At 60.5% G+C, this 18443-nt stretch carries 17 protein-coding genes; 7 read left to right on the top strand and 10 right to left on the bottom strand.

Annotated features, from left to right (window positions below; genetic code table 11):
• Nucleotides 1-31 precede the first annotated feature (31 nt).
• Nucleotides 32-1126 carry a 4-hydroxyphenylpyruvate dioxygenase gene (gene hppD / locus QO231_RS02500; RefSeq protein ID WP_316773077.1) on the bottom strand — a complete coding sequence of 365 codons (1095 nt, stop codon included), beginning with the start codon at nucleotides 1124-1126 and terminating at the stop codon, nucleotides 32-34.
• A 146-nt stretch (nucleotides 1127-1272) separates the two neighbouring features.
• Between hppD and QO231_RS02495 the strand changes: the two genes are divergently transcribed.
• Together QO231_RS02495 and QO231_RS02490 are read left to right on the top strand one after the other, a co-directional pair.
• Nucleotides 1273-1728: an Lrp/AsnC family transcriptional regulator gene (locus QO231_RS02495; RefSeq protein WP_316772936.1), complete on the top strand. Its 456-nt coding sequence runs from the start codon at nucleotides 1273-1275 to the stop codon at nucleotides 1726-1728.
• A gap of 23 nt (nucleotides 1729-1751) precedes the next feature.
• Nucleotides 1752-3629, top strand: coding sequence for a monovalent cation:proton antiporter-2 (CPA2) family protein (locus QO231_RS02490; protein ID WP_316772933.1), 1878 nt, complete (start codon nucleotides 1752-1754; stop codon nucleotides 3627-3629).
• A 12-nt stretch (nucleotides 3630-3641) separates the two neighbouring features.
• On the opposite strand, the gene cobT is transcribed toward QO231_RS02490, so the two are convergent.
• Nucleotides 3642-4652 carry a nicotinate-nucleotide--dimethylbenzimidazole phosphoribosyltransferase gene (gene cobT / locus QO231_RS02485; RefSeq protein WP_316772930.1) on the bottom strand — a complete coding sequence of 337 codons (1011 nt, stop codon included), beginning with the start codon at nucleotides 4650-4652 and terminating at the stop codon, nucleotides 3642-3644.
• A gap of 79 nt (nucleotides 4653-4731) precedes the next feature.
• Between cobT and cobS the strand changes: the two genes are divergently transcribed.
• Nucleotides 4732-5499 (top strand): adenosylcobinamide-GDP ribazoletransferase, encoded by a 768-nt coding sequence (gene cobS / locus QO231_RS02480; RefSeq protein ID WP_316772925.1) that lies wholly within the window; start codon nucleotides 4732-4734, stop codon nucleotides 5497-5499.
• 103 nt (nucleotides 5500-5602) lie between these two features.
• On the opposite strand, the gene QO231_RS02475 is transcribed toward cobS, so the two are convergent.
• The 6 genes from QO231_RS02475 to QO231_RS02450 form a co-directional block, all read right to left on the bottom strand.
• The gene (locus QO231_RS02475; protein WP_316772922.1) at nucleotides 5603-7234 is read right to left on the bottom strand and encodes an MFS transporter; all 1632 of its coding nucleotides are present in this window, start codon (nucleotides 7232-7234) and stop codon (nucleotides 5603-5605) included.
• Nucleotides 7235-7360: 126 nt separating this feature from the next.
• Entirely contained in the window at nucleotides 7361-7873 is a 513-nt protein-coding gene (locus QO231_RS02470; RefSeq protein WP_316772917.1) for a CarD family transcriptional regulator, read from the bottom strand.
• 278 nt (nucleotides 7874-8151) lie between these two features.
• The gene (gene fdxA, locus QO231_RS02465; RefSeq protein WP_316772915.1) at nucleotides 8152-8490 is read right to left on the bottom strand and encodes a ferredoxin FdxA; all 339 of its coding nucleotides are present in this window, start codon (nucleotides 8488-8490) and stop codon (nucleotides 8152-8154) included.
• A gap of 186 nt (nucleotides 8491-8676) precedes the next feature.
• Nucleotides 8677-9054, bottom strand: coding sequence for an RNA-binding S4 domain-containing protein (locus QO231_RS02460; RefSeq protein WP_316772912.1), 378 nt, complete (start codon nucleotides 9052-9054; stop codon nucleotides 8677-8679).
• Between the two features lie 4 nt (nucleotides 9055-9058).
• Nucleotides 9059-11962: a helicase-related protein gene (locus tag QO231_RS02455; protein ID WP_316772909.1), complete on the bottom strand. Its 2904-nt coding sequence runs from the start codon at nucleotides 11960-11962 to the stop codon at nucleotides 9059-9061.
• Between the two features lie 24 nt (nucleotides 11963-11986).
• Nucleotides 11987-12583, bottom strand: a complete 597-nt coding sequence (locus QO231_RS02450) for a tetratricopeptide repeat protein (protein ID WP_316772905.1) — start codon at nucleotides 12581-12583, stop codon at nucleotides 11987-11989.
• Between the two features lie 44 nt (nucleotides 12584-12627).
• On the opposite strand from QO231_RS02450, the gene QO231_RS02445 reads away from it, so the two are divergent.
• The 4 genes from QO231_RS02445 (at nucleotide 12628) to QO231_RS02430 (ending at nucleotide 17057) form a co-directional block, all read left to right on the top strand.
• Nucleotides 12628-12918: an SCP2 sterol-binding domain-containing protein gene (locus QO231_RS02445; RefSeq protein ID WP_316772903.1), complete on the top strand. Its 291-nt coding sequence runs from the start codon at nucleotides 12628-12630 to the stop codon at nucleotides 12916-12918.
• Nucleotides 12918-13892, top strand: a complete 975-nt coding sequence (locus QO231_RS02440; protein ID WP_316772899.1) for an alpha/beta hydrolase — start codon at nucleotides 12918-12920, stop codon at nucleotides 13890-13892. Before QO231_RS02445 ends, QO231_RS02440 begins: the two co-directional genes overlap by 1 nt.
• Before the next feature lie 398 nt (nucleotides 13893-14290).
• Nucleotides 14291-16105: a M3 family oligoendopeptidase gene (locus QO231_RS02435; protein ID WP_316772897.1), complete on the top strand. Its 1815-nt coding sequence runs from the start codon at nucleotides 14291-14293 to the stop codon at nucleotides 16103-16105.
• Nucleotides 16106-16172: 67 nt separating this feature from the next.
• On the top strand, nucleotides 16173-17057 hold the full coding sequence (locus QO231_RS02430) for a cation diffusion facilitator family transporter (RefSeq protein WP_316772894.1): 885 nt from the start codon (nucleotides 16173-16175) through the stop codon (nucleotides 17055-17057).
• Between the two features lie 6 nt (nucleotides 17058-17063).
• On the opposite strand, the gene QO231_RS02425 is transcribed toward QO231_RS02430, so the two are convergent.
• Nucleotides 17064-17333 (bottom strand): DksA/TraR family C4-type zinc finger protein, encoded by a 270-nt coding sequence (locus QO231_RS02425; RefSeq protein ID WP_316772891.1) that lies wholly within the window; start codon nucleotides 17331-17333, stop codon nucleotides 17064-17066.
• A 28-nt stretch (nucleotides 17334-17361) separates the two neighbouring features.
• On the bottom strand, nucleotides 17362-18333 hold the full coding sequence (locus QO231_RS02420; RefSeq protein ID WP_316772889.1) for a Gfo/Idh/MocA family protein: 972 nt from the start codon (nucleotides 18331-18333) through the stop codon (nucleotides 17362-17364).
• Between the last annotated feature and the right edge of the window lie 110 nt (nucleotides 18334-18443).

Raw genomic sequence — 18443 nt, 5'->3', positions numbered from 1 at the left:
CGCCGCTCCGGAGCCTCCCTAACGGTGCAGCCTACTTGGTGGCCAATTCGCCGCTGTCGATCTGCTCTTGTTCGATGCTCTCGAACAACGCCTTGAAGTTGCCCTCGCCAAACCCATCGTCCCCTTTGCGCTGGATAAACTCGAAAAAGATCGGGCCGATTACGGTCTTGCTGAAGATCTGCAACAGGATCCGTGTCTCTCCCCCATCCACAACACCTTCGCCGTCGATCAGGATGCCGTGCTTCATCATCCTGTCCAGCGGTTCTTCATGACCAACGACGCGATCCTTGCTCAGCGCGTAGTAGGTCTCTGGTGGACCAGGCATGAATTTGACGCCCATCTCGGAAATCGCATCGGTGCTGTCATAGATATCGTCAGACCCAACTGCGATATGCTGGATGCCTTCTCCCTTGTATTTCTTGAGGTAGGCAACGATCTGACCGGTTTCGCCGCGATCTTCGTTGATCGGGATGCGAATGCGCCCACAGGGAGACGTCAGTGCCCGGCTGAGCAGACCGGTGAATTTTCCCTCGATGTCAAAAAAGCGGATTTCCTTGAAATTGAACAGATCACCGTAGAAACGGAACCACTTGTCCATGTTTCCCTTGAAAACGTTGTGGGTAAGGTGATCGAGATAAAAGAACCCGACACCGCGCGGCTTGGACTGGGCCAACCATTCGAACTCTTCGTTATAGGGGCTGGTTTCATAGTACTGGTCGATGAAATAGATCAGGCTGCCACCGATACCCTTGATCGCGGGTACATCCATGGTCTTGTCATCGCCTTCATAGGGCTCTGCACCCCTGGAGACGGCATGATCAAACGCCTTTTGGGCATCCACCACACGCCACCCCATCGACGGCGCGCAGGGGCCGTGCTCTTCGACGAAACGCGCGGCAAAGCTGCCCGGTTCGGCGTTCACGACATAGGTGATATCGCCCTGCTGCCAAAGCTCGACGTCCTTGGATTTGTGCCGCCCCACCAGCGCATAACCCATGCGGGCAAACAGCGCCCGCAGTTCTTCCGGGTCCGGATGGGCAAATTCGACAAACTCAAAACCGTCCGTGCCTGCCGGATTTTCGTCGCTGATTACTGATTTCGGGGCATTATGCGGAAATGGGCCCATCCTGAACGTCTCCTGTTGCTGATGCTGTTCGCTTTGATACATATAGAACAGATCAAACGCGGTTTTTGCGCGATCTTGAACATCGGGAAAACCAAACATGCGCAATTTCCGCGTCATTGCCCAGAAAATCCGAGGATATCCCGCACATGCTGGACACCACTGATACCCGTCTTCTGGCTGCGCTTCAGAAGAATGCGCATCTCACCGCTCAACAGCTCGGAGAGATGCTGAACCTTTCTCCAAGCCAGGCGGGCCGCCGGCGGCAGCGGCTCGAAAGCATCGGATACATCCAGGGCTACGCCGCGCGGCTCGATCCGTTGCGACTGGGTCTGACTGTGCAGGGTTTCATTCAGGTCCAGCTTGGAACACACGGCCCGGAGCAATCCAAAGGATTCGCGCGTCTGGTCCAGACCCGACCCGAGATCACCAGCGCATGGACAATGACCGGTGACGCGGATTATCTGCTGCGGGTGTATTGTGATGATCTGCCTGCACTCAATGCCTTGATCCACGAAGTACTTTTGCCGCACCCTACTGTTGCGCGGGTCCAGAGCCAAATCGTGATGGATCAACTGAAACGCGACGCACCACTGCCCACCTGACGGGCAAGAAGGACCGCCGACCCATGGAAAATTTCCTGTACCAGGCCACAATCTATCTGGGTGCCGCCGTGATCGCGGTCCCATTCGCGGCCCGGTTGGGGCTAGGATCGGTGCTCGGCTATCTGGCCGCGGGTATCATCATCGGCCCCGTTCTGGGACTTGTCGGCAGCGAAACCCAGGAATTGCAGCATTTCGCCGAGTTCGGCGTTGTGATGATGCTGTTCCTCATCGGGCTCGAACTCGAACCGAAAGCGCTCTGGGACATGCGCCATCGCCTTATCGGGCTGGGCGGGCTCCAGATCACGGTCAGCACACTGGCGCTGATGGCCGCAGCCATGGCTGCGGGTCAGACATGGTCTGTCGCGCTCGCCATCGGTCTCGCCCTATCCCTTTCATCGACGGCAATCGTGCTGCAAACCCTATCGGAAAAGGGCCTGATGCAAACCGGCGGAGGCCGCTCCGCCTTTTCCGTGCTGCTGACGCAGGACATCGCGGTCATCCCGATTCTGGCCCTGTTGCCACTGCTCGCCAGCGGCCCGGTCATGACGATCAGCACCGACGGCTCGATAGAACGCGCCGGCAAGGGGGGGCATGGTCACGGTGCGGAACTGTCGCTGGTCGAAGGACTGCCGGGCTGGGGCGTGACGCTTGTGACCATCGGCGCAGTCGCCGCCGTGGTTCTGGCCGGAATCTATCTGGCCGGTCCCGTATTCCGTTATATTCACCTGTCCCGCCTGCGCGAGATGTACACAGCACTTGCACTGGCCATCGTCGTGGGCATTTCGTTTCTGATGACACTGGTGGGCCTGTCACCCGCTCTTGGTGCGTTCCTGGCGGGTGTGGTTCTGGCCAACAGTGAATTCCGCCATGAACTTGAGAGCGACCTCGAGCCGTTCAAGGGTTTGCTGCTTGGTCTTTTCTTCATCACGGTCGGTGCCGGGATCAATTTCGGGCTGTTCTTCTCCGAACCCGCTGACCTGATCGGGCTTGCCCTGCTGGTTATTTTTGCCAAAGGCATCGTGCTCTATGTTCTTGGGCGAACCTTTGGTCTCAAAGGCCGCGATCGCTGGCTCTTTACGCTCAGCCTGGCTCAGGCGGGTGAATTTGGGTTTGTGCTGGTTGCGTTTTCGGTCCAGCAACATGTCATTCCCACATCGGTATCGGAAAAGCTGTTGCTGATCATCGCGCTGTCGATGCTGATCACTCCACTGTTGTTCATCACATACGACTTCATCTCGAAGCGGATGAGCGATGCCGGTATCATCCATGAAGCGGACGAGATTGACGAACAAGGACCGGTGATCATAGCCGGGATTGGTCGCTTTGGGCAGATCGTCAACCGTCTGGTGCAGGCCAGCGGGTTCAAGACCATCGTTCTGGACAACAACATGGAAACCATCCAGTTGATGCGCCGGTTCGGCTTCAAGGGGTTTCTTGGCGACCCCACGCGCCCGGAACTGCTCAAGGCAGCGGGACTTGCAAAGGCGCGGGTGCTGGTGGCGGCGATGAACGACAAATCGGCGGTGACGCAGCTTGTCGCCTATGCGCGGCGCGAACGGGCCGACCTGCACATCGTTGCCCGCGCCCAGGATCGCAATCACGTCTACGAACTCTACCGCGCAGGGGCCAATGACATCGTGCGCGAGACCTTTGACGCCAGCCTGCGCGCGGGGCGCTACGTTCTTGAAAACGTCGGCCTGAGTGATTTCGAGGCCGACGCCGCCGAGCGTACATTCTATGACCATGACCGCTATGCCGTACAGCAACTGGCCGAGGTCTGGGATCCGAACATCCCACCAACCGAGAACGCCGCGTACATCAAGCGCGCGCGGGAACTCGAGAAGGAACTGGAACTTGCCCTGACCAACCGCGCCAGCGAGATTGACAAGAAGTCGGCCTGAACCGAAAGCGCGCTATCCTGCGGCGACTCCGGCCTCGGCAAATGTTGCCATTCCGCTATGACAGGCGAGCGCGCTCCTGATGATATTGATCGCCAGGGCACCGCCCGATCCTTCGCCCAGACGCAGGTTCAGCGACAGAAGCGGCTCTTTGCCCAACCTGTCCAACAGCGCGCCATGCGCGCCTTCGGCACTCATATGCCCAGCAACCGTGTGATCCAGTGCGCTGGCATCAATCGCGTGCAGGCAGGCCGCCGCCGCGCAACAGATGAACCCGTCGAGAATCACCGGAATTCGCAGCGCTCTTGCCGCAGCGAGCGCACCCGCCATCGCCGCGACCTCGCGCCCGCCAAGACAGCGCAGCACGTCCAGCCCGTCCGCAGTTTCGTGCAGCGCCACCGCTTCGGCCACAACCCGTATCTTGTTGGCCAGCCCAGCCTCGTCCACACCGGTACCGCGACCGGTCCAATCGGATGCGGAGCCTCCAAACAACGCATGGCAGATCGCTGCTGCCGAAGTGGTGTTGCCAATCCCCATTTCCCCCACGACCAAGAGATCGGCCGATGGATCAACGGCGTTCCATCCGGTTTGGAGCGCGGCCAGGCATTCGGCTTCGGTCATCGCCGGGCCCTGGGTGAAATCTGCGGTCGGACGATCCAGATCCAGGGCATGCACATCCATCGATGCACCGGCTGCCTTTGCCAGCTGATTGATCGCCGCGCCGCCATGTTCAAAGTTCGCCACCATCTGCACGGTGACTTCGGCGGGAAAGGCGGAAACCCCCTGTGCCGTGACCCCGTGATTGCCCGCGAACACGATGACCTGGGGCGCGGAAATCTCCGGGCGCGCGTCGCCGCGCCACGCCGCATACCAAAGCGCCAGGTCCTCGAGCCGTCCCAGAGCGCCCGGCGGCTTGGTCAACTGCCCATTGCGCTCTGCCGCCTTCTGACGTGCTGTGTCGTTCTCCTTCGGTGCATCAGAGAGCATTTCTCGCAGAGTTTTCAGGTCGGTCAGGTCAGGTCGCATTCAAAGCCTCGTTGCATTGGGTTTCGACCCCGTGTTTAACAATTGAGCGACAAGCGACAACACTCGAAAAGGCCAACTCATGCGCAAATCCGACATTCCCCGCGCGTGGGCCCTGAACGTGGGAATGGCATTTGCCCTTCTCACCCGTCTGCCCCTGCCACGCCTGCCGGATGACGCCTTTGACCGGCAGGCCGATGCCGTTTGGGCGTTTCCCGTTGTCGGCCTCGCGATCGGCGGCATGGCAGGCATGATCGGAGTTGCGGCTCTCGCGCTTGGCCTGCCCGCTTCGGTATCCGCGGGCCTGATCCTCGCCATTCAGATCGGCGTAACCGGGGCGATGCACGAGGACGGGCTCGCCGATACAGTTGATGGTTTGTGGGGGGGCTGGACCCGAGAACGGCGGCTCGAAATCATGAAGGACAGTGCCATCGGCACCTACGGTGTTCTGGCCCTGATCCTGTCGGTTGGCCTGCGCTGGATGGCACTCGCCGCCTTGCTCCCCTTGGGTATCTGGCCGGTGATCGCCGCCGCCGCGTTGCCGCGCAGCCTGCTGCCGCCGCTCATGGCCGGGCTGCCCCATGCCCGTGACGACGGGCTCTCGCGCAGGGTTGGAGCGCCCGCGCGCGGCCCGGTGGCAATGGCGCTGATGTTCGGCCTCGCCATCGGCTGGTTCGCGGTCGGCCCTGCCATCGTCGGTGCATGGCTCCTGGCCGTTGCACTTGTCCTTGCCCTTGCGCTGCTGGCCCGGTCGCGGATCGGCGGTCAAACCGGCGACATCCTTGGCGCGGCTGAACAGCTCGGGGAAATCGCGGTCCTTCTGACGTTGCTCGCCTTTGCGGCATCCTAAAGCGTTCCGCCTTAAACCTGAATCACCTAACGCTGCCTGAAATCATAGATTTCAACGCGTTAGGTGACATCAGGTGATCCAAATCAAACGCGAAACGCTCTAATCAGTCGGACGTGCGCAACCGCGACATCTGTATCAGCAGGACCGTGACCAACGGCAAGACCAGTCCCAGAACCGCCACCGCGATCAGCAGCCATCCCAGCTCTCCGTAATCCGCCGGGACCTCGACCAAGTCAGTTCCGCGGTCGCGCACCTCGCGGGTGATCAGGAAAATCTGGTTCAGATACTTGGTCGCCAGCGCGCTCGCCGACAGCGCCAGATTGGTGAAGGAGGCCATGACCGCAAAGAACGTTGCCTTGAGGTTCGATGGCGCATTGCGCGCAATCCAGGCCAGCATCGGGATCATCGCCACCTGCCCCAGCGGCGATTCCACCGCTGTATCGAGGATCGCGATGAACCTTGCATCCACGATCCCGCCGGTATGCGCCGCCGTCCAGTTTTGCAGGCCGTAATACAAACCGATATTGGGCAGCGACAGCACCGCCGCCACAAGGGTCAGCAGGATGACGATGCTGGTAATCGGGCGGTTCGCCATCATCGGGCGCAACAGGATGATGCCGACCAGTGTCAGCACCGACGTGATCAGATAGAGCACCGAAAGGAATTGCTCGTCAAAGCCCAACACATCTATTTCAAACCAGGTCTGTCCCGGGCCCGGAAGCGGAACGGCACGGAACACGAAAATGATGATCGCGGTGCCAACCAGCATTCTGGCCTTGGCGGGATCCAGTGCCTTGATCAACTGGCGCATCAGGAACATCACGATGGTCATCGAGCCGACGAACACCATCTCTTGCGCATAAGGAATGTCAGACAAGCCAATCGCCAGCGTCAGCACCACAAAGATCAATCCGCCGGTAAAGTACCAGTGGTTCGGCGCCACCTCGTCTTCCTCTCGACCGATCGCTGCATCGATCTCGGACACGGTCTTGCCCAGATATTCGAGTCGGCGGCGTTCCTGCCACCGTTGGAAAGCCGCCAACGCCACGCCAGAGACAGAGAGCACCGGAATGATCATCGCGATCAGGTAAATCTGCGCATAGATTTCGGCCTTATCCGCCTGCGGCAGGTTTTCGGCACCCGAAAACATCACGATGTTCAGCAGCGCCACCGCCACCGTGCCGCTGATCAGCGCAAACCGGCCCAGCGTTTGCATCGTGGTGTGCATGGCACGCGACTGCTCCACAGGGATCGGCTCTCCGTCCTCGTCGAGCCGTGGCACCGCTTCGACAGACATGGCATCGGCCACCGAGTCCTGGATGACGTATCCGCAGGGCGCAAGAAGCACGCTGATCACGTACCACGCGCTGACCGGAAGCAGATGCGCCATCCCCTCCGGATCTGTGATCAGAAAATACATGATCGCTAGGCTGGTGGCGATAAGCGTGGCACCGAGGTAGACCAGCCACCCCTTGAACCGCCAGATCAGGTCCACCAGATGGCCCAAAGGCATCTTGAGCGCCCAGGGAATCCCAGCCCAAAATGCGATCCCCGACAGAAATGCAGCAGAGAGCCCGAGGTAGTCCTTAACGAAAAACGTGCCGACAATCGCCGTCAGGCCTGAAACGCCATAGGAAAAATAGATCATCAGGGGCGGAAGAAACGACCACCGCATCTGCCGACCGAGATCGATGAACACACGATCAAACCAGCCGGTCATGCCCTTTTCGGCCATCTTCGCGATCCTTGCCCTCTACCCTGTTCGGGTTTGGTAAGTCAGGACTTCGCCATTGTCGATCATCCCGCCAACGAAAAACCGCGCCCATCAGGCGCGGTTCCGGTTCGTGTGGTGGATCTGTGATCAGGCAGCGACGCGGGACATCAGCACATCCCCGACTTGCTTGGCCGCGACGCCTTCGTCACCGCCGCCAACAGCAGCCACTTCGCGGGTCAGCCGTTCCAGTGCTGCTTCATAGAGCTGACGCTCGGAATAGCTCTGTTCGCGCTGATCATCGGTGCGGTGCAGATCGCGGACGACTTCTGCGATTGCGATCAGGTCACCCGAGTTGATTTTCTGCTCGTATTCCTGCGCGCGGCGCGACCACATGGCCCGCTTGACCTTGGCCTTGCCCTTGAGCGTGGTCATCGCCTTGGTGATCACATCGGGCGAACTCAGCGAACGCATGCCGATTTCTGTGGCCTTGTGGGTTGGCACACGCAGGGTCATCTTGTCCTTTTCAAAGGAAATCACGAACAGCTCCAGCGAGATGCCGGCAACTTCCTGCTCCTCGACCGAAACGATCTGGCCGACGCCATGCGCAGGATAGACGACGTATTCGTTGGGGCGGAAATCAAGCTTTTTCGATTTGCTCATTCAGTTGGTCCTTGCTTACAGCTGGTTCAGACGACAAAATACCCGCAGCGGCGCACATTCATGCCCCGTCTGACGGCGTTCTTTTAGTTGACTGAGCCACTCCGGTTGAGTGCGTAGGAGGGCGTTTTTCCAGACATTGATATCATTTGTAGACAGAGCATACCACAGAATCAGCCCAATCGGAAGCGGACGTAGCGTCAGCTCTCGGCAATGCGTCTCTTTTCAGGACTTTATCGGCAAGAACTGACGCATATGCGCGTTGCCATTCGCCGAATCGTTCAGCCACCCTCGCCGGGGGCCTCGGAAAAGTACTTTTCCAGCTTGCCGGACTCGCCATCGCGCTCTTCGGCCTCTGGCAACGGGTCTTTCTTGGTGATGATCACCGGCCACATTTCCGAATACTTGCGGTTGAATTCAACCCATTTGTCCATGTCGGGCTCGGTGTCGGGGCGGATCGCGTCAGCGGGGCATTCCGGTTCGCAAACGCCACAATCAATGCATTCATCCGGATGGATGACCAGCATGTTTTCGCCCTCATAGAAACAATCCACGGGACAAACCTCAACACAATCGGTGTATTTGCAGGCAATGCAGGAGTCGTTGACGATATAGGTCATGATGGGCTTTCCGGTTCACGTCTTGGCGGACTAGCTAATTCAGCACCGCCGGTACTTCAAGTCGGCAATCCGCCAAAGGGCACGCCCCCGGGGCTGAAATCCGGTGTTTCGGGCGAATTGGACGACCCGTGTTCCACGGAACGGCCCTTGATGGGCACAGGTTCCGCGATCCTGGGTAAATTCGGATCAGAAATCGCCGTCCTGACCGCCGCGCAGCGCATCCAATGCCCTGCGATCTTTCTTGGTCGGACGTTCCCCGACCCTTTCGGGCAGGGGCTCACGGGGCTCCGGCGGAGCAAGGTCGTCGTAAAGGGCCTGCGCCTCGTCAGCGGGGCCTCGCCGGACACCAAGTTCCACGATCTTGATGACCCGCGCGCGCCGTGCCTGCGCAAAGGCAAGGATATCGCCGGGCGCGATGCCATACGCCGGCTTGACCGTCCGCTCTCCGTTGACCCGCACATGGCCGCCGCTGACCTGTTTGGCAGAGAGCGTGCGGGTCTTGAAGAACCGCGCATGCCACAACCACTTGTCCAGTCTCTGCTTGTCTGGCTGCGTGTCGCTCACCGGCCTAGGTTTTGTCCTTCAGCCCCATGAGGGCCGCCGCAAACGGATTGTCCGGATCGATCTTCTTTTCCGGGCGCGGCGGACGTGCTGCGAACGACTTGGCGCCCTTGTCCTGACGGCTGCCCTTGCCCGGGCCCTTGCCGCGTGGTCGACCCTTGCCCTGGGGTTTTGCGCCTTGCCGTTCCTTCTGGCCACCCTTGCCGCGGGGACCCTGATGATCCCGACTCGGTCTGGCCCAGGTGAAGGTATAAAACACCTCCATCTCCGGCTCTTCCGGGCTCGGTTCTTCTGCCGCCGCTCCTGCATCGGAAGTCGACTCGGACGCTGTTAGCTCTTCCGTCGGTTCCGGCGCGGGAGCAGATGCCGGCTCTTCGGTCAGTGCCGGTTCGGAGGCGGGTGCCGCTGTTTCAGCCACGGGTTGCGCTTCTGCAGTATCGGGCGCGGCGGATGCGGCGGTTTCCGGATCTGCCGATGCCCTGGATTCCGGAGATGTCTCTGAAACGGGTGCCTCAGGCGCTGGCGTCGGCTTCACCTTGACGCGTTCACCGCGCTCTCCCTTGTATCCCAGCCCCTGCATCAGATCGGCGAATTGTTCCAGTGTGGTACCGGTGATCGACAGCATGTCGGGCTTGGCCTCAAACCCGCTCCGGCTGTCTTCGGCGCGCAGCATGTCGGCGAGCCGCTCCAGCATATCGATTCGCACCGCCCGCTCACCGGCTGCCCGATAGCCGCACATCGTGTGATAGCCGTCAGGCGCGTCCTTGACCGTTGGAACCGTCACCAGACCCGGCGGGGGGGATTCGGGGAACTCCTGCAAGCCCTTTGCCAGCGACCACAGCACCAGACGCAACCGCGTTGGCGCAGGTTTCAGCAGCAGAGGCATGAAGATCGTGAACTGACCGAAGCGGATCCCATGCTTGCGCAGGGCGCCGCGCGCGTCCTGATCCAGATCTTTCACCTCTTGCACGACATCGGCGCGTGGCAGGATTCCGAAGGCCTCAATCATGCGAAAGCCAAACCCGCGGGCCAGTCCCGACAGGTCTTCGTCACGCTGTAACGTCAAAAGCGGTTCGAACAGCAAAGCAACCTTGCGGTCTATGAAATGCTGCAGCCGGCGCTCGACCTTCAGCGCCACCTCTGCGCCCGCAGTGTCATCCACGAACACTTCGACCTGCGGTTTCAGCGGTTCAGGGCCCGCAACCAGCTTGCCAACGGCGTGTTCGCCCCACATCAGACCGCCCTGTTCGGTAAAGTCGATCTCGGTATCGGGGGCATTGTAGAACCGGTCCGCCCGCAGATGGAATTGCGGTGCCAGCGCCTGTAAAGACGCGGCCTTGACGGCCTTTTCCTCGGCTCCTGCTGCCGCGGATTTATCCGCAGAGAATCGAAAGCCTTCCAACCGTCCGACAAATTCGCCTTCGACGGTCACTTCACCCTTATCGTTCACTTCGGCCAAAAGGGCCTCCTTTTGCTTGAGCCGGCGCAAGAGCACGGATGTGCGCCGGTCCACAAATCTCTGGGTCAAACGCTCGTGCAGCGCGTCAGACACCCTGTCTTCTACAGCGCGTGTCAGCCCGCGCCAATGGCTTTCGTCCCGAGTCCAACCCTTGCGTTGCGCCACATACGTCCATGTGCGGATAAATGCCAACCGTTTGCTCAGCGTGTCGATATCGCCGTCCGTTCGATCGATCCGTTTGATCTGCCGGGCGAGCCAATCGTCGGGCACAATCCCGCTTTCGTGGAGATAGCCAAAGATCACTTCCAGCAGCGCGGAATGTTCCGCGTGGCTGATTCCCCGGAAATCCGGAATCCGGCAGACGTCCCAAAGCAACCGGACCGAGGCGGGGTCGGACGCGCGGGCAAAAACCTCGTCAACCTGAGCCAGAGATTTCAACGCCCCCAGATCATCGGCCTCGCGTGCACGGGTCAGGTTTTCGCCTGTCGGGGGCCTCTCCAGGGAGCGGATCAAATGCTCAATCGTGCCAAATTCCAGTGCAGCACTCCGCCAGTTCAGCTTTTTCAGTGGCGTGAACCGATGCTCCATGATGGCCTGTGCCACCGGCTCATCCAGCGGGCGCGCCTCTCCGGTAACACCAAAGGTGCCATGCGACATGCCCCGCCCTGCGCGACCGGCAATCTGCGCCAGTTCATTCGGCGCGAGCGGGCGCATGCGACGACCGTCAAACTTGGTCAGTGCCGAAAACGCGACGTGATCGATATCGAGGTTCAACCCCATCCCGATGGCGTCGGTGGCCACCAGAAAATCCACGTCACCGTTCTGATACAATTCAACCTGTGCATTGCGCGTGCGCGGCGAGAGCGCCCCCATCACAACTGCCGCGCCGCCCTTTTGGCGGCGGATCAACTCCGCGATGGCATAGACACCCTCGACCGAAAACCCGACTACGGCGCTGCGCTCAGGCATCCGACTGATCTTCTTGGCCCCGGAATAGGCCAACTGCGACATGCGTTCGCGGCCTTGAAACTGTGCCTCCGGAACCAAGGCGCGGATCGGACCGCGCATTGTATCGCTGCCCAGAAACAGCGTTTCAAGCTGCCCGCGCGCGCGCATCAGCCTGTCGGTAAACACATGCCCCCGTTCCGGATCGGCGCAGAGTTGGATTTCGTCCACCGCCAGAAAGTCGCAGCCCATGCCCTCGGGCATCGCTTCGACCGTGCAGATCCAGTATTGGGTACGCGGCGGCACAATGCGCTCTTCGCCGGTGACCAGCGCCACAACCGATGGACCACGCACCGCCACGACCCGGTCATAGACCTCGCGCGCCAAAAGACGCAGCGGCAGCCCCATGACCCCCGTGCGATGCCCGAGCATCCGCTCGATTGCGTAGTGCGTCTTGCCAGTATTGGTCGGGCCCAGAACAGCCACGATCCGCGATGACCCGGTCACCTGTCGCCCCCCGCCCGTCAGGGCCTAAAGTGCCTCGCCCTCGATTCCCGGGCGCAGACGGTCCAAGGCTTTGGTTACTTCCTCGTGATGGGGATGTATAGCCTGAGCGCGCGTATAGGCCTGATAGGCGCGGGTTTTGTCGCCAAATTCCTCCAGCAGCGCCCCGAGACCCAATATCGCATTGTAATTATTGGGATTCAGCGCCAAGGCACGCTCCAGATCCGAGAGCGCCGGACCGTAGAGTTCCGCATGAAAATAGGCAAGCGCGCGCGTGCTCCAGCCTTCTGCAAAGTCCGGCGCATGGTCGGTCAGCGCCGTCAGGTGCTCGATCGCCGCAGCGGTGTCGTCTTCCTCTAGCGAATCGCGACCGCGCTGAAGCAGCAGGTCCATCGACGCCGAGCCGCTCCTTGACCAGAGTCGCTGCAATTGACGGTCCAGACCCCGTGCCTCTTCCGCGTCCGCCTCGGCAAGCGCACCCAGCAGGGCTTGCTCATCCTCAGAATCGGCGGATTGCGCGGACAAAGGTATGGAATACATTACTATGGCCAGAATTGCCGCGACGGTAGTTTTGAATTTGGGATGGATAACGCTCATAACGTTGTTCAGTGTAACGTGCTGCATGGGAATATCCAGAGATCCATGCACCAAATATCTTGAGAGTGATAATGAGCGAATTCCTTGAAAAGGCTGCGGCCGAACTCAACACCAAACTTGCCGCGTCCGATTTTGACGGCACAGCCAAATTCGACGTCGCCGGCGAGGGCACGATCATGCTGGATGGCGAAGGTGCCCGCGTTGGAGATGACGAGGCCGAAGTGACTCTCAGCGCTGATGCCGATACCTTTCAGTCGATTTTCGAAGGGGAGATGAACCCGACCTCCGCGTTCATGACAGGCAAGCTGTCCGTGGATGGCGACATGGGCATGGCAATGAAACTGGCTGCGGTTCTGGCCTGATGGAGCCGATCTCCGCGCCTCTCCATGACGATATGGTTGGCGTGCCTCAGGGTGGGCAGGCCTATTGGTTACAGACCTCGGATGGCGTGCGCATCCGCGTCGGCGTCTGGCACCCCCAGGGGACGGCACGGGGCACCGTGCTGATGTTGCCGGGCCGTACCGAATACATCGAGAAATACGGCGAAACGGCGGGCGAACTGGCCCGTCGCGGGTTCGCGACACTGGTGATTGACTGGCGCGGACAAGGGCTCGCCGATCGGCTGCTGGATGACAAGCGGCTCGGACACGTGAATCTCTTTACCGATTATCAGTTGGATCTGGCCGCCGCGATGAAGCTGGCGCGCCAGATCGAACTGCCCACGCCCTTTCATCTGATCGGCCATTCGATGGGTGGCGGCATCGGATTGCGGGCCGTGATGGAAGGCCTGCCCGTGCAAAGCTGTGCGTTCACCGGGCCGATGTGGGGCATCTACATGTCGCCGATGGTCAAGCCGTTCGGCTGGGCGCTGTCGCATGTGGCACCTATGGTCGGCATGGGCACGCGCCTGCCCCCCAGCACCCGTCACGAAGGATATGTCACCGCGCATCCGTTCGACGGCAATGCCCTCACAACCGAACCAAGCATGTACAGGATGATGCAGGAGCAGATTGCCGCGCATCCCGAACTGGGTATCGGCGGACCGACGCTGGTCTGGCTGCGTGAAAGCCTGATGGAATGCCGCGCCCTGGCACATCGGCCGTCCCCGGACGTGCCATGCGTGACCTTCCTTGGCTCCGGCGAGCAGATCATCGATTGCGACGACGTGCGCCAGCGGATGGATCGCTGGCCAGGCGGACGACTCGAAATCGTGCAAGGCGCGCGCCACGAGGTTCTGATGGAAACCCCGGAGATCCGCGCCGACATATTCGATCAGCTTGAAACGCTGTTCACCAGCCCGCAAGGCGGCAAAGAAGACAGCGCTGTCTCCGCCTGATCCCCGCATCGCCTAGCTGCCCGTGCGCGGCGCAAATGTCTTTCCAAATGCAGCGACCTGTCACGCCAACGGTCACGCTCTCAATGCCGGCGACGGCCATACAGCAGAGCTATCCGTCCACATCGAGCGCAGCCCTGTTGCCGACGGCAAATACCCGAGTGTTGAGTGCGACAACCGCCAGCCGCGCATCGTCATTGATCGACATAACCGCGCCGCTGACATTGAAGCGATTGACACGGGCACACTCGGCCCCTCATCGCCCCGGCCCGGTCGGGCCTGCCAATGAATGATAGAGCCTTGCCAGCGGTTTGGCGTAATATTTCATCGCATTTCGGCTGAACACTTGCATCTGCCCAAGCTCGCACACTACTTCGAGGGCAAAGCAGAAGGATTGAGTGATGACGATCAAACCGAATTTCGACGCCAACGCCTCGGCAGGCGGCAAGGATCTGGGCAATCTGCCCGAATGGGACCTCAGCGATCTCTATACATCACAGGACGCCCCCGAACTGAAACGCGATCTGGATTGGCTTGAGACCGCCTGCGCATCATTCGCCTCGGATTACGAAGGAAAACTGGCCGATCTTGACGCGGCCGGATTGCTCGACTGCGTGTTGCGCAACGAACGCATCAATTCGGTGGCTGGGCGGATCATGTCCTTTGCGGGGCTGCGATACTATCAGCTGACCACCGATGCAGACCGGGCAAAATTCATGTCCGACATGCAGGAAAAGATCACCAACTTCACCACCCCGCTGGTGTTCTTCACGCTGGAACTCAATCGTCTGGAAGACGGTGTGCTCGACGTGCATTTCGCCGCCAATGCGGATCTGGCGCGGTACAAGCCGGTGTTCGACCGTATTCGCGCGATGAAACCCTATCAGCTCTCCGACGAGTTGGAGAAATTCCTGCATGATCTCGGTGTCGTCGGCGACGCCTGGGAAAGGCTGTTTGACGAGACCATCGCCGGGCTGGAATTCCAGGTGAACGGCGAGACGCTCAACATCGAGGGCACCCTGAACCTCTTGACAGAGCAGGAGCGCGACACCCGCGAGGCGGCGGCCCGTGAACTGGCCGGCGTCTTCGCCGACAACATCAAGACCTTCGCCCGCGTGCACAACACGCAGGCCAAGGAAAAGGAAGTGGTCGACCGCTGGCGCGGCATGCCCACCCCGCAGACCGGTCGCCACCTCTCCAACGACGTGGAGCCCGAGGTCGTCGAGGCCCTGCGCGAAGCCGTGGTCAATGCCTATCCCAAACTCAGCCACCGCTACTACGAACTGAAACGCAAGTGGCTGGGTCTGGACATCATGCAGGTCTGGGACCGCAACGCGCCCCTGCCGATGGAAGACACCCGCGTGGTTGACTGGGCCAGCGCCGAGAAGACGGTGATGGATGCCTACAACGCATTTGATCCCCGCATGGGCAAGATCGCGGCCCCCTTCTTCTCCAGGGGCTGGATTGACGCGGCGGTGAAACCGGGCAAGGCGCCGGGTGCCTTTGCCCATCCCACCGTGACCGAGGTGCATCCCTACGTGATGCTGAACTATCTCGGCAAACCACGCGACGTGATGACCCTCGCCCACGAACTCGGCCATGGTGTGCATCAGGTTCTGGCCGCCGGTCAGGGCGAAATGCTGTCCTCCACACCGCTGACGCTCGCCGAAACCGCGAGCGTGTTCGGCGAGATGCTGACCTTCCGCAAGATGCTCGACACCGCAGAAACCAAGGAACAGCGAAAGGTGCTGCTCGCCGGCAAGGTCGAGGACATGATCAACACCGTCGTGCGCCAGATCGCGTTTTACGATTTCGAATGCAAACTGCATGACGCCAGGCGCGGCGGAGAGCTGACACCGGACGATATCAACGCTCTCTGGATGAGTGTGCAGGCCGAGAGCCTCGGCCCCGCGTTCGAATTCATGGACGGCTATGAAACCTTCTGGGCCTATATCCCGCATTTCGTGCACTCGCCGTTCTACGTCTATGCCTATGCCTTTGGCGACGGTCTCGTGAATGCGCTCTACTCGGTCTATGCAGATGGCGGCGAGGGCTTTGAAGACAAGTACTTCGACATGCTCAAGGCGGGCGGTTCCAAGCACCACAAGGAACTTCTGGCACCCTTCAGCCTTGACGCATCCGACCCGGCCTTCTGGGACAAGGGGCTAAGCATGATTTCTGGCTTCATCGACGAACTTGAGGCAATGGAAGACTGACATGACAGCGTGATCGCCCTCGGGCGATCACCCAAGCCACGATCACAAGGACAGGACACGCAGACGGATGTCATCACAGCACACACGCCTGAACCTGTCCGCCGGCACCGCATCGGTAACCATGGCGCTCTGCCTTGTCGTCATCAAGCTATGGGCGGTCGTGCAGACGCAATCGCTTTCGGTCGCCGCCTCAACGGCGGATAGCGCACTGGACCTGTTGGTCTCGGCCCTTGGGCTGGCCGGCATTGTCTATGCGTCGCGCCCGCCCGATGACGACCACGCCTTTGGACATAGTTCGGCCGAAGATCTGACGGCGCTTGCACAGGCATTGTTCTTGCTTGTCACCGCAGTCGCACTGGCCGGTGTTTCGCTGCAACGGCTGCTCAGCCCCGCCCCCGCGCCCCTGGCATCGGAAGGTACGGGAATCACGGTGATGGTGATCTCGATCGTCCTCACCGGTGCTCTCGTTTTATGGCAAAGACGGGTCGCCCGTCTGACGGGCAACCGTGTGGTCGCTGCGGACTCCCTGCACTACCTAAGCGATCTGCTTCCCAGCCTCGGCGCGATACTGGCTCTGTGGCTGTCGGCGCGGTACGGGATCACGGATGTCGACACGATTGTCGGTCTGATCGCCTCGGTCGTACTGTTTGCTGGCGCTGTCAAGATCGGAACCGGCGCCTGGAATGCCCTGATGGACAGGCGGGTGGATCCCGCCCTGATCGCCGAAGTCGAGACCATCATCCGGGACTATCCGGGTATCATGGGGTTTCATGATCTGCGCAGCCGAACCGCAGGCAGCCAGATCTTTTTCGATTTTCACATCGAACTGGACGGCACCCTGACGCTGAACGAAGCGCATGCCATAGGGGCCGGGCTCAGGCGTCGGATCATGGAGACCTATCCGCAAATGGACATATTGATCCACAAAGACCCCTGTGACGCCGACCGCTGATAGGCGTCATTTCAATTGGCTGTCCTTGCTGCCGCGCCGGTTCATCCCGCCCCGCGCCTTGAATGCGCTGTCGCGTTCCTGCATGCAGTCGATGCACAGCTTGACGCCCGGTATCGCCTTGCGCCGTGCTTCCGGGATCGGTTCTTCACATTCCGCGCAATGGGTCCGGCTTTCGCCCTGCGGGCCCCGCCGCGTCTTCAGCCGCGCCAACTCGTCATTGATCGAGGCTTCGATCTGTTCACTCACCGCGCCATCACGCGCCCATCCACCGGCCATCACGTCTCTCCTTTCGGCAACGAATACCTCACAGGGTCCGCGCCACGTCGAACACCCTGTCGATCATCGCCTGCGTCCCTTTCGAGAACTCGAGCGAACAGGGATACTCCGCGCCATCCCGTACTGATCTTGCGAACGCCTCTACTTGCAATACATAGTGGTTATCCGCCGGAAAACGTTCAACCCGCACCCCCAGATCAGGCTGATGCAACTCGATCCGCGCCTCTCCGAAAACCCGAGCATTGAAGGGCGCGGTCAACCGAATGACACCGGTTTCACCGTGAAACAGCATTTCCTGATAGGGGTGCATGCGGGTGCTCACATAGGCCGCGTAGGTAAATCCCGGAAACTCGGCCTGCACATCGGCAAAGACATCGACGCCGTTCTGCCACCGCACCCGCGCCGTGATGTCCTCCGGCTCGGCACCGGTGACAAACCGGGCCGCGCCAAAGACATAAACCCCAATGTCGCGCAGACCACCGCCGCCCGCCTCGGCCTGATTGCGGATGTTGCCGGCATCGCGATTGTCAAAACTGAACCGCCCGCCCACATGCACCAGTTTACCAATGGCGCCATCCCGCACCATCTGTCGAACCCGTTGCCATTGCGGGTGGTGCACGATCATAAATGCCTCTGCCGCCACAAGACCGGTTTCATCGCGTCTTGCGATCAACTGGTCGAATTCCTCCGCCTGCATCGTCATCGGTTTTTCGCACAATACATGCTTGCCCGCGCCCAGCGCCTTTAGGCTCCACTCCACGTGCAAATGGTTGGGCAACGGGATGTAAACCACGTCGATCTTCGGGTCCGCCAGCATGGCATCATAGCTGTCCAAAACGCGCAACTCCGGGCAGAAGTCGAGAAACGCCGCCGCCTTGTCGGGGTGTGTGGTCGCCAGCGCAATCAATTGCGCCCCACCTGCCGCATGAATCGCTGGCCCCATGTGTCGGCGCGCAAAATCAGAAGCCCCCAGAATGCCCCATCGGATAGGTCCTGACACGTGAATCTCCTTGGTTGCGACAACTATAGAACGTCGCCGCAGGTCCGCCCAACTCCTTTTACCGCGCAGTCGGAATTGTTGCTCATCACACACCCGGTAGGATCGCGATC

The organism is Sedimentitalea todarodis (assembly GCF_032595355.1).
GTDB lineage: Bacteria > Pseudomonadota > Alphaproteobacteria > Rhodobacterales > Rhodobacteraceae > Sedimentitalea > Sedimentitalea todarodis.
The sequence above is the reverse complement of the archived record's forward strand: the minus strand, read 5'-3'. Positions and strand labels throughout refer to the sequence as shown.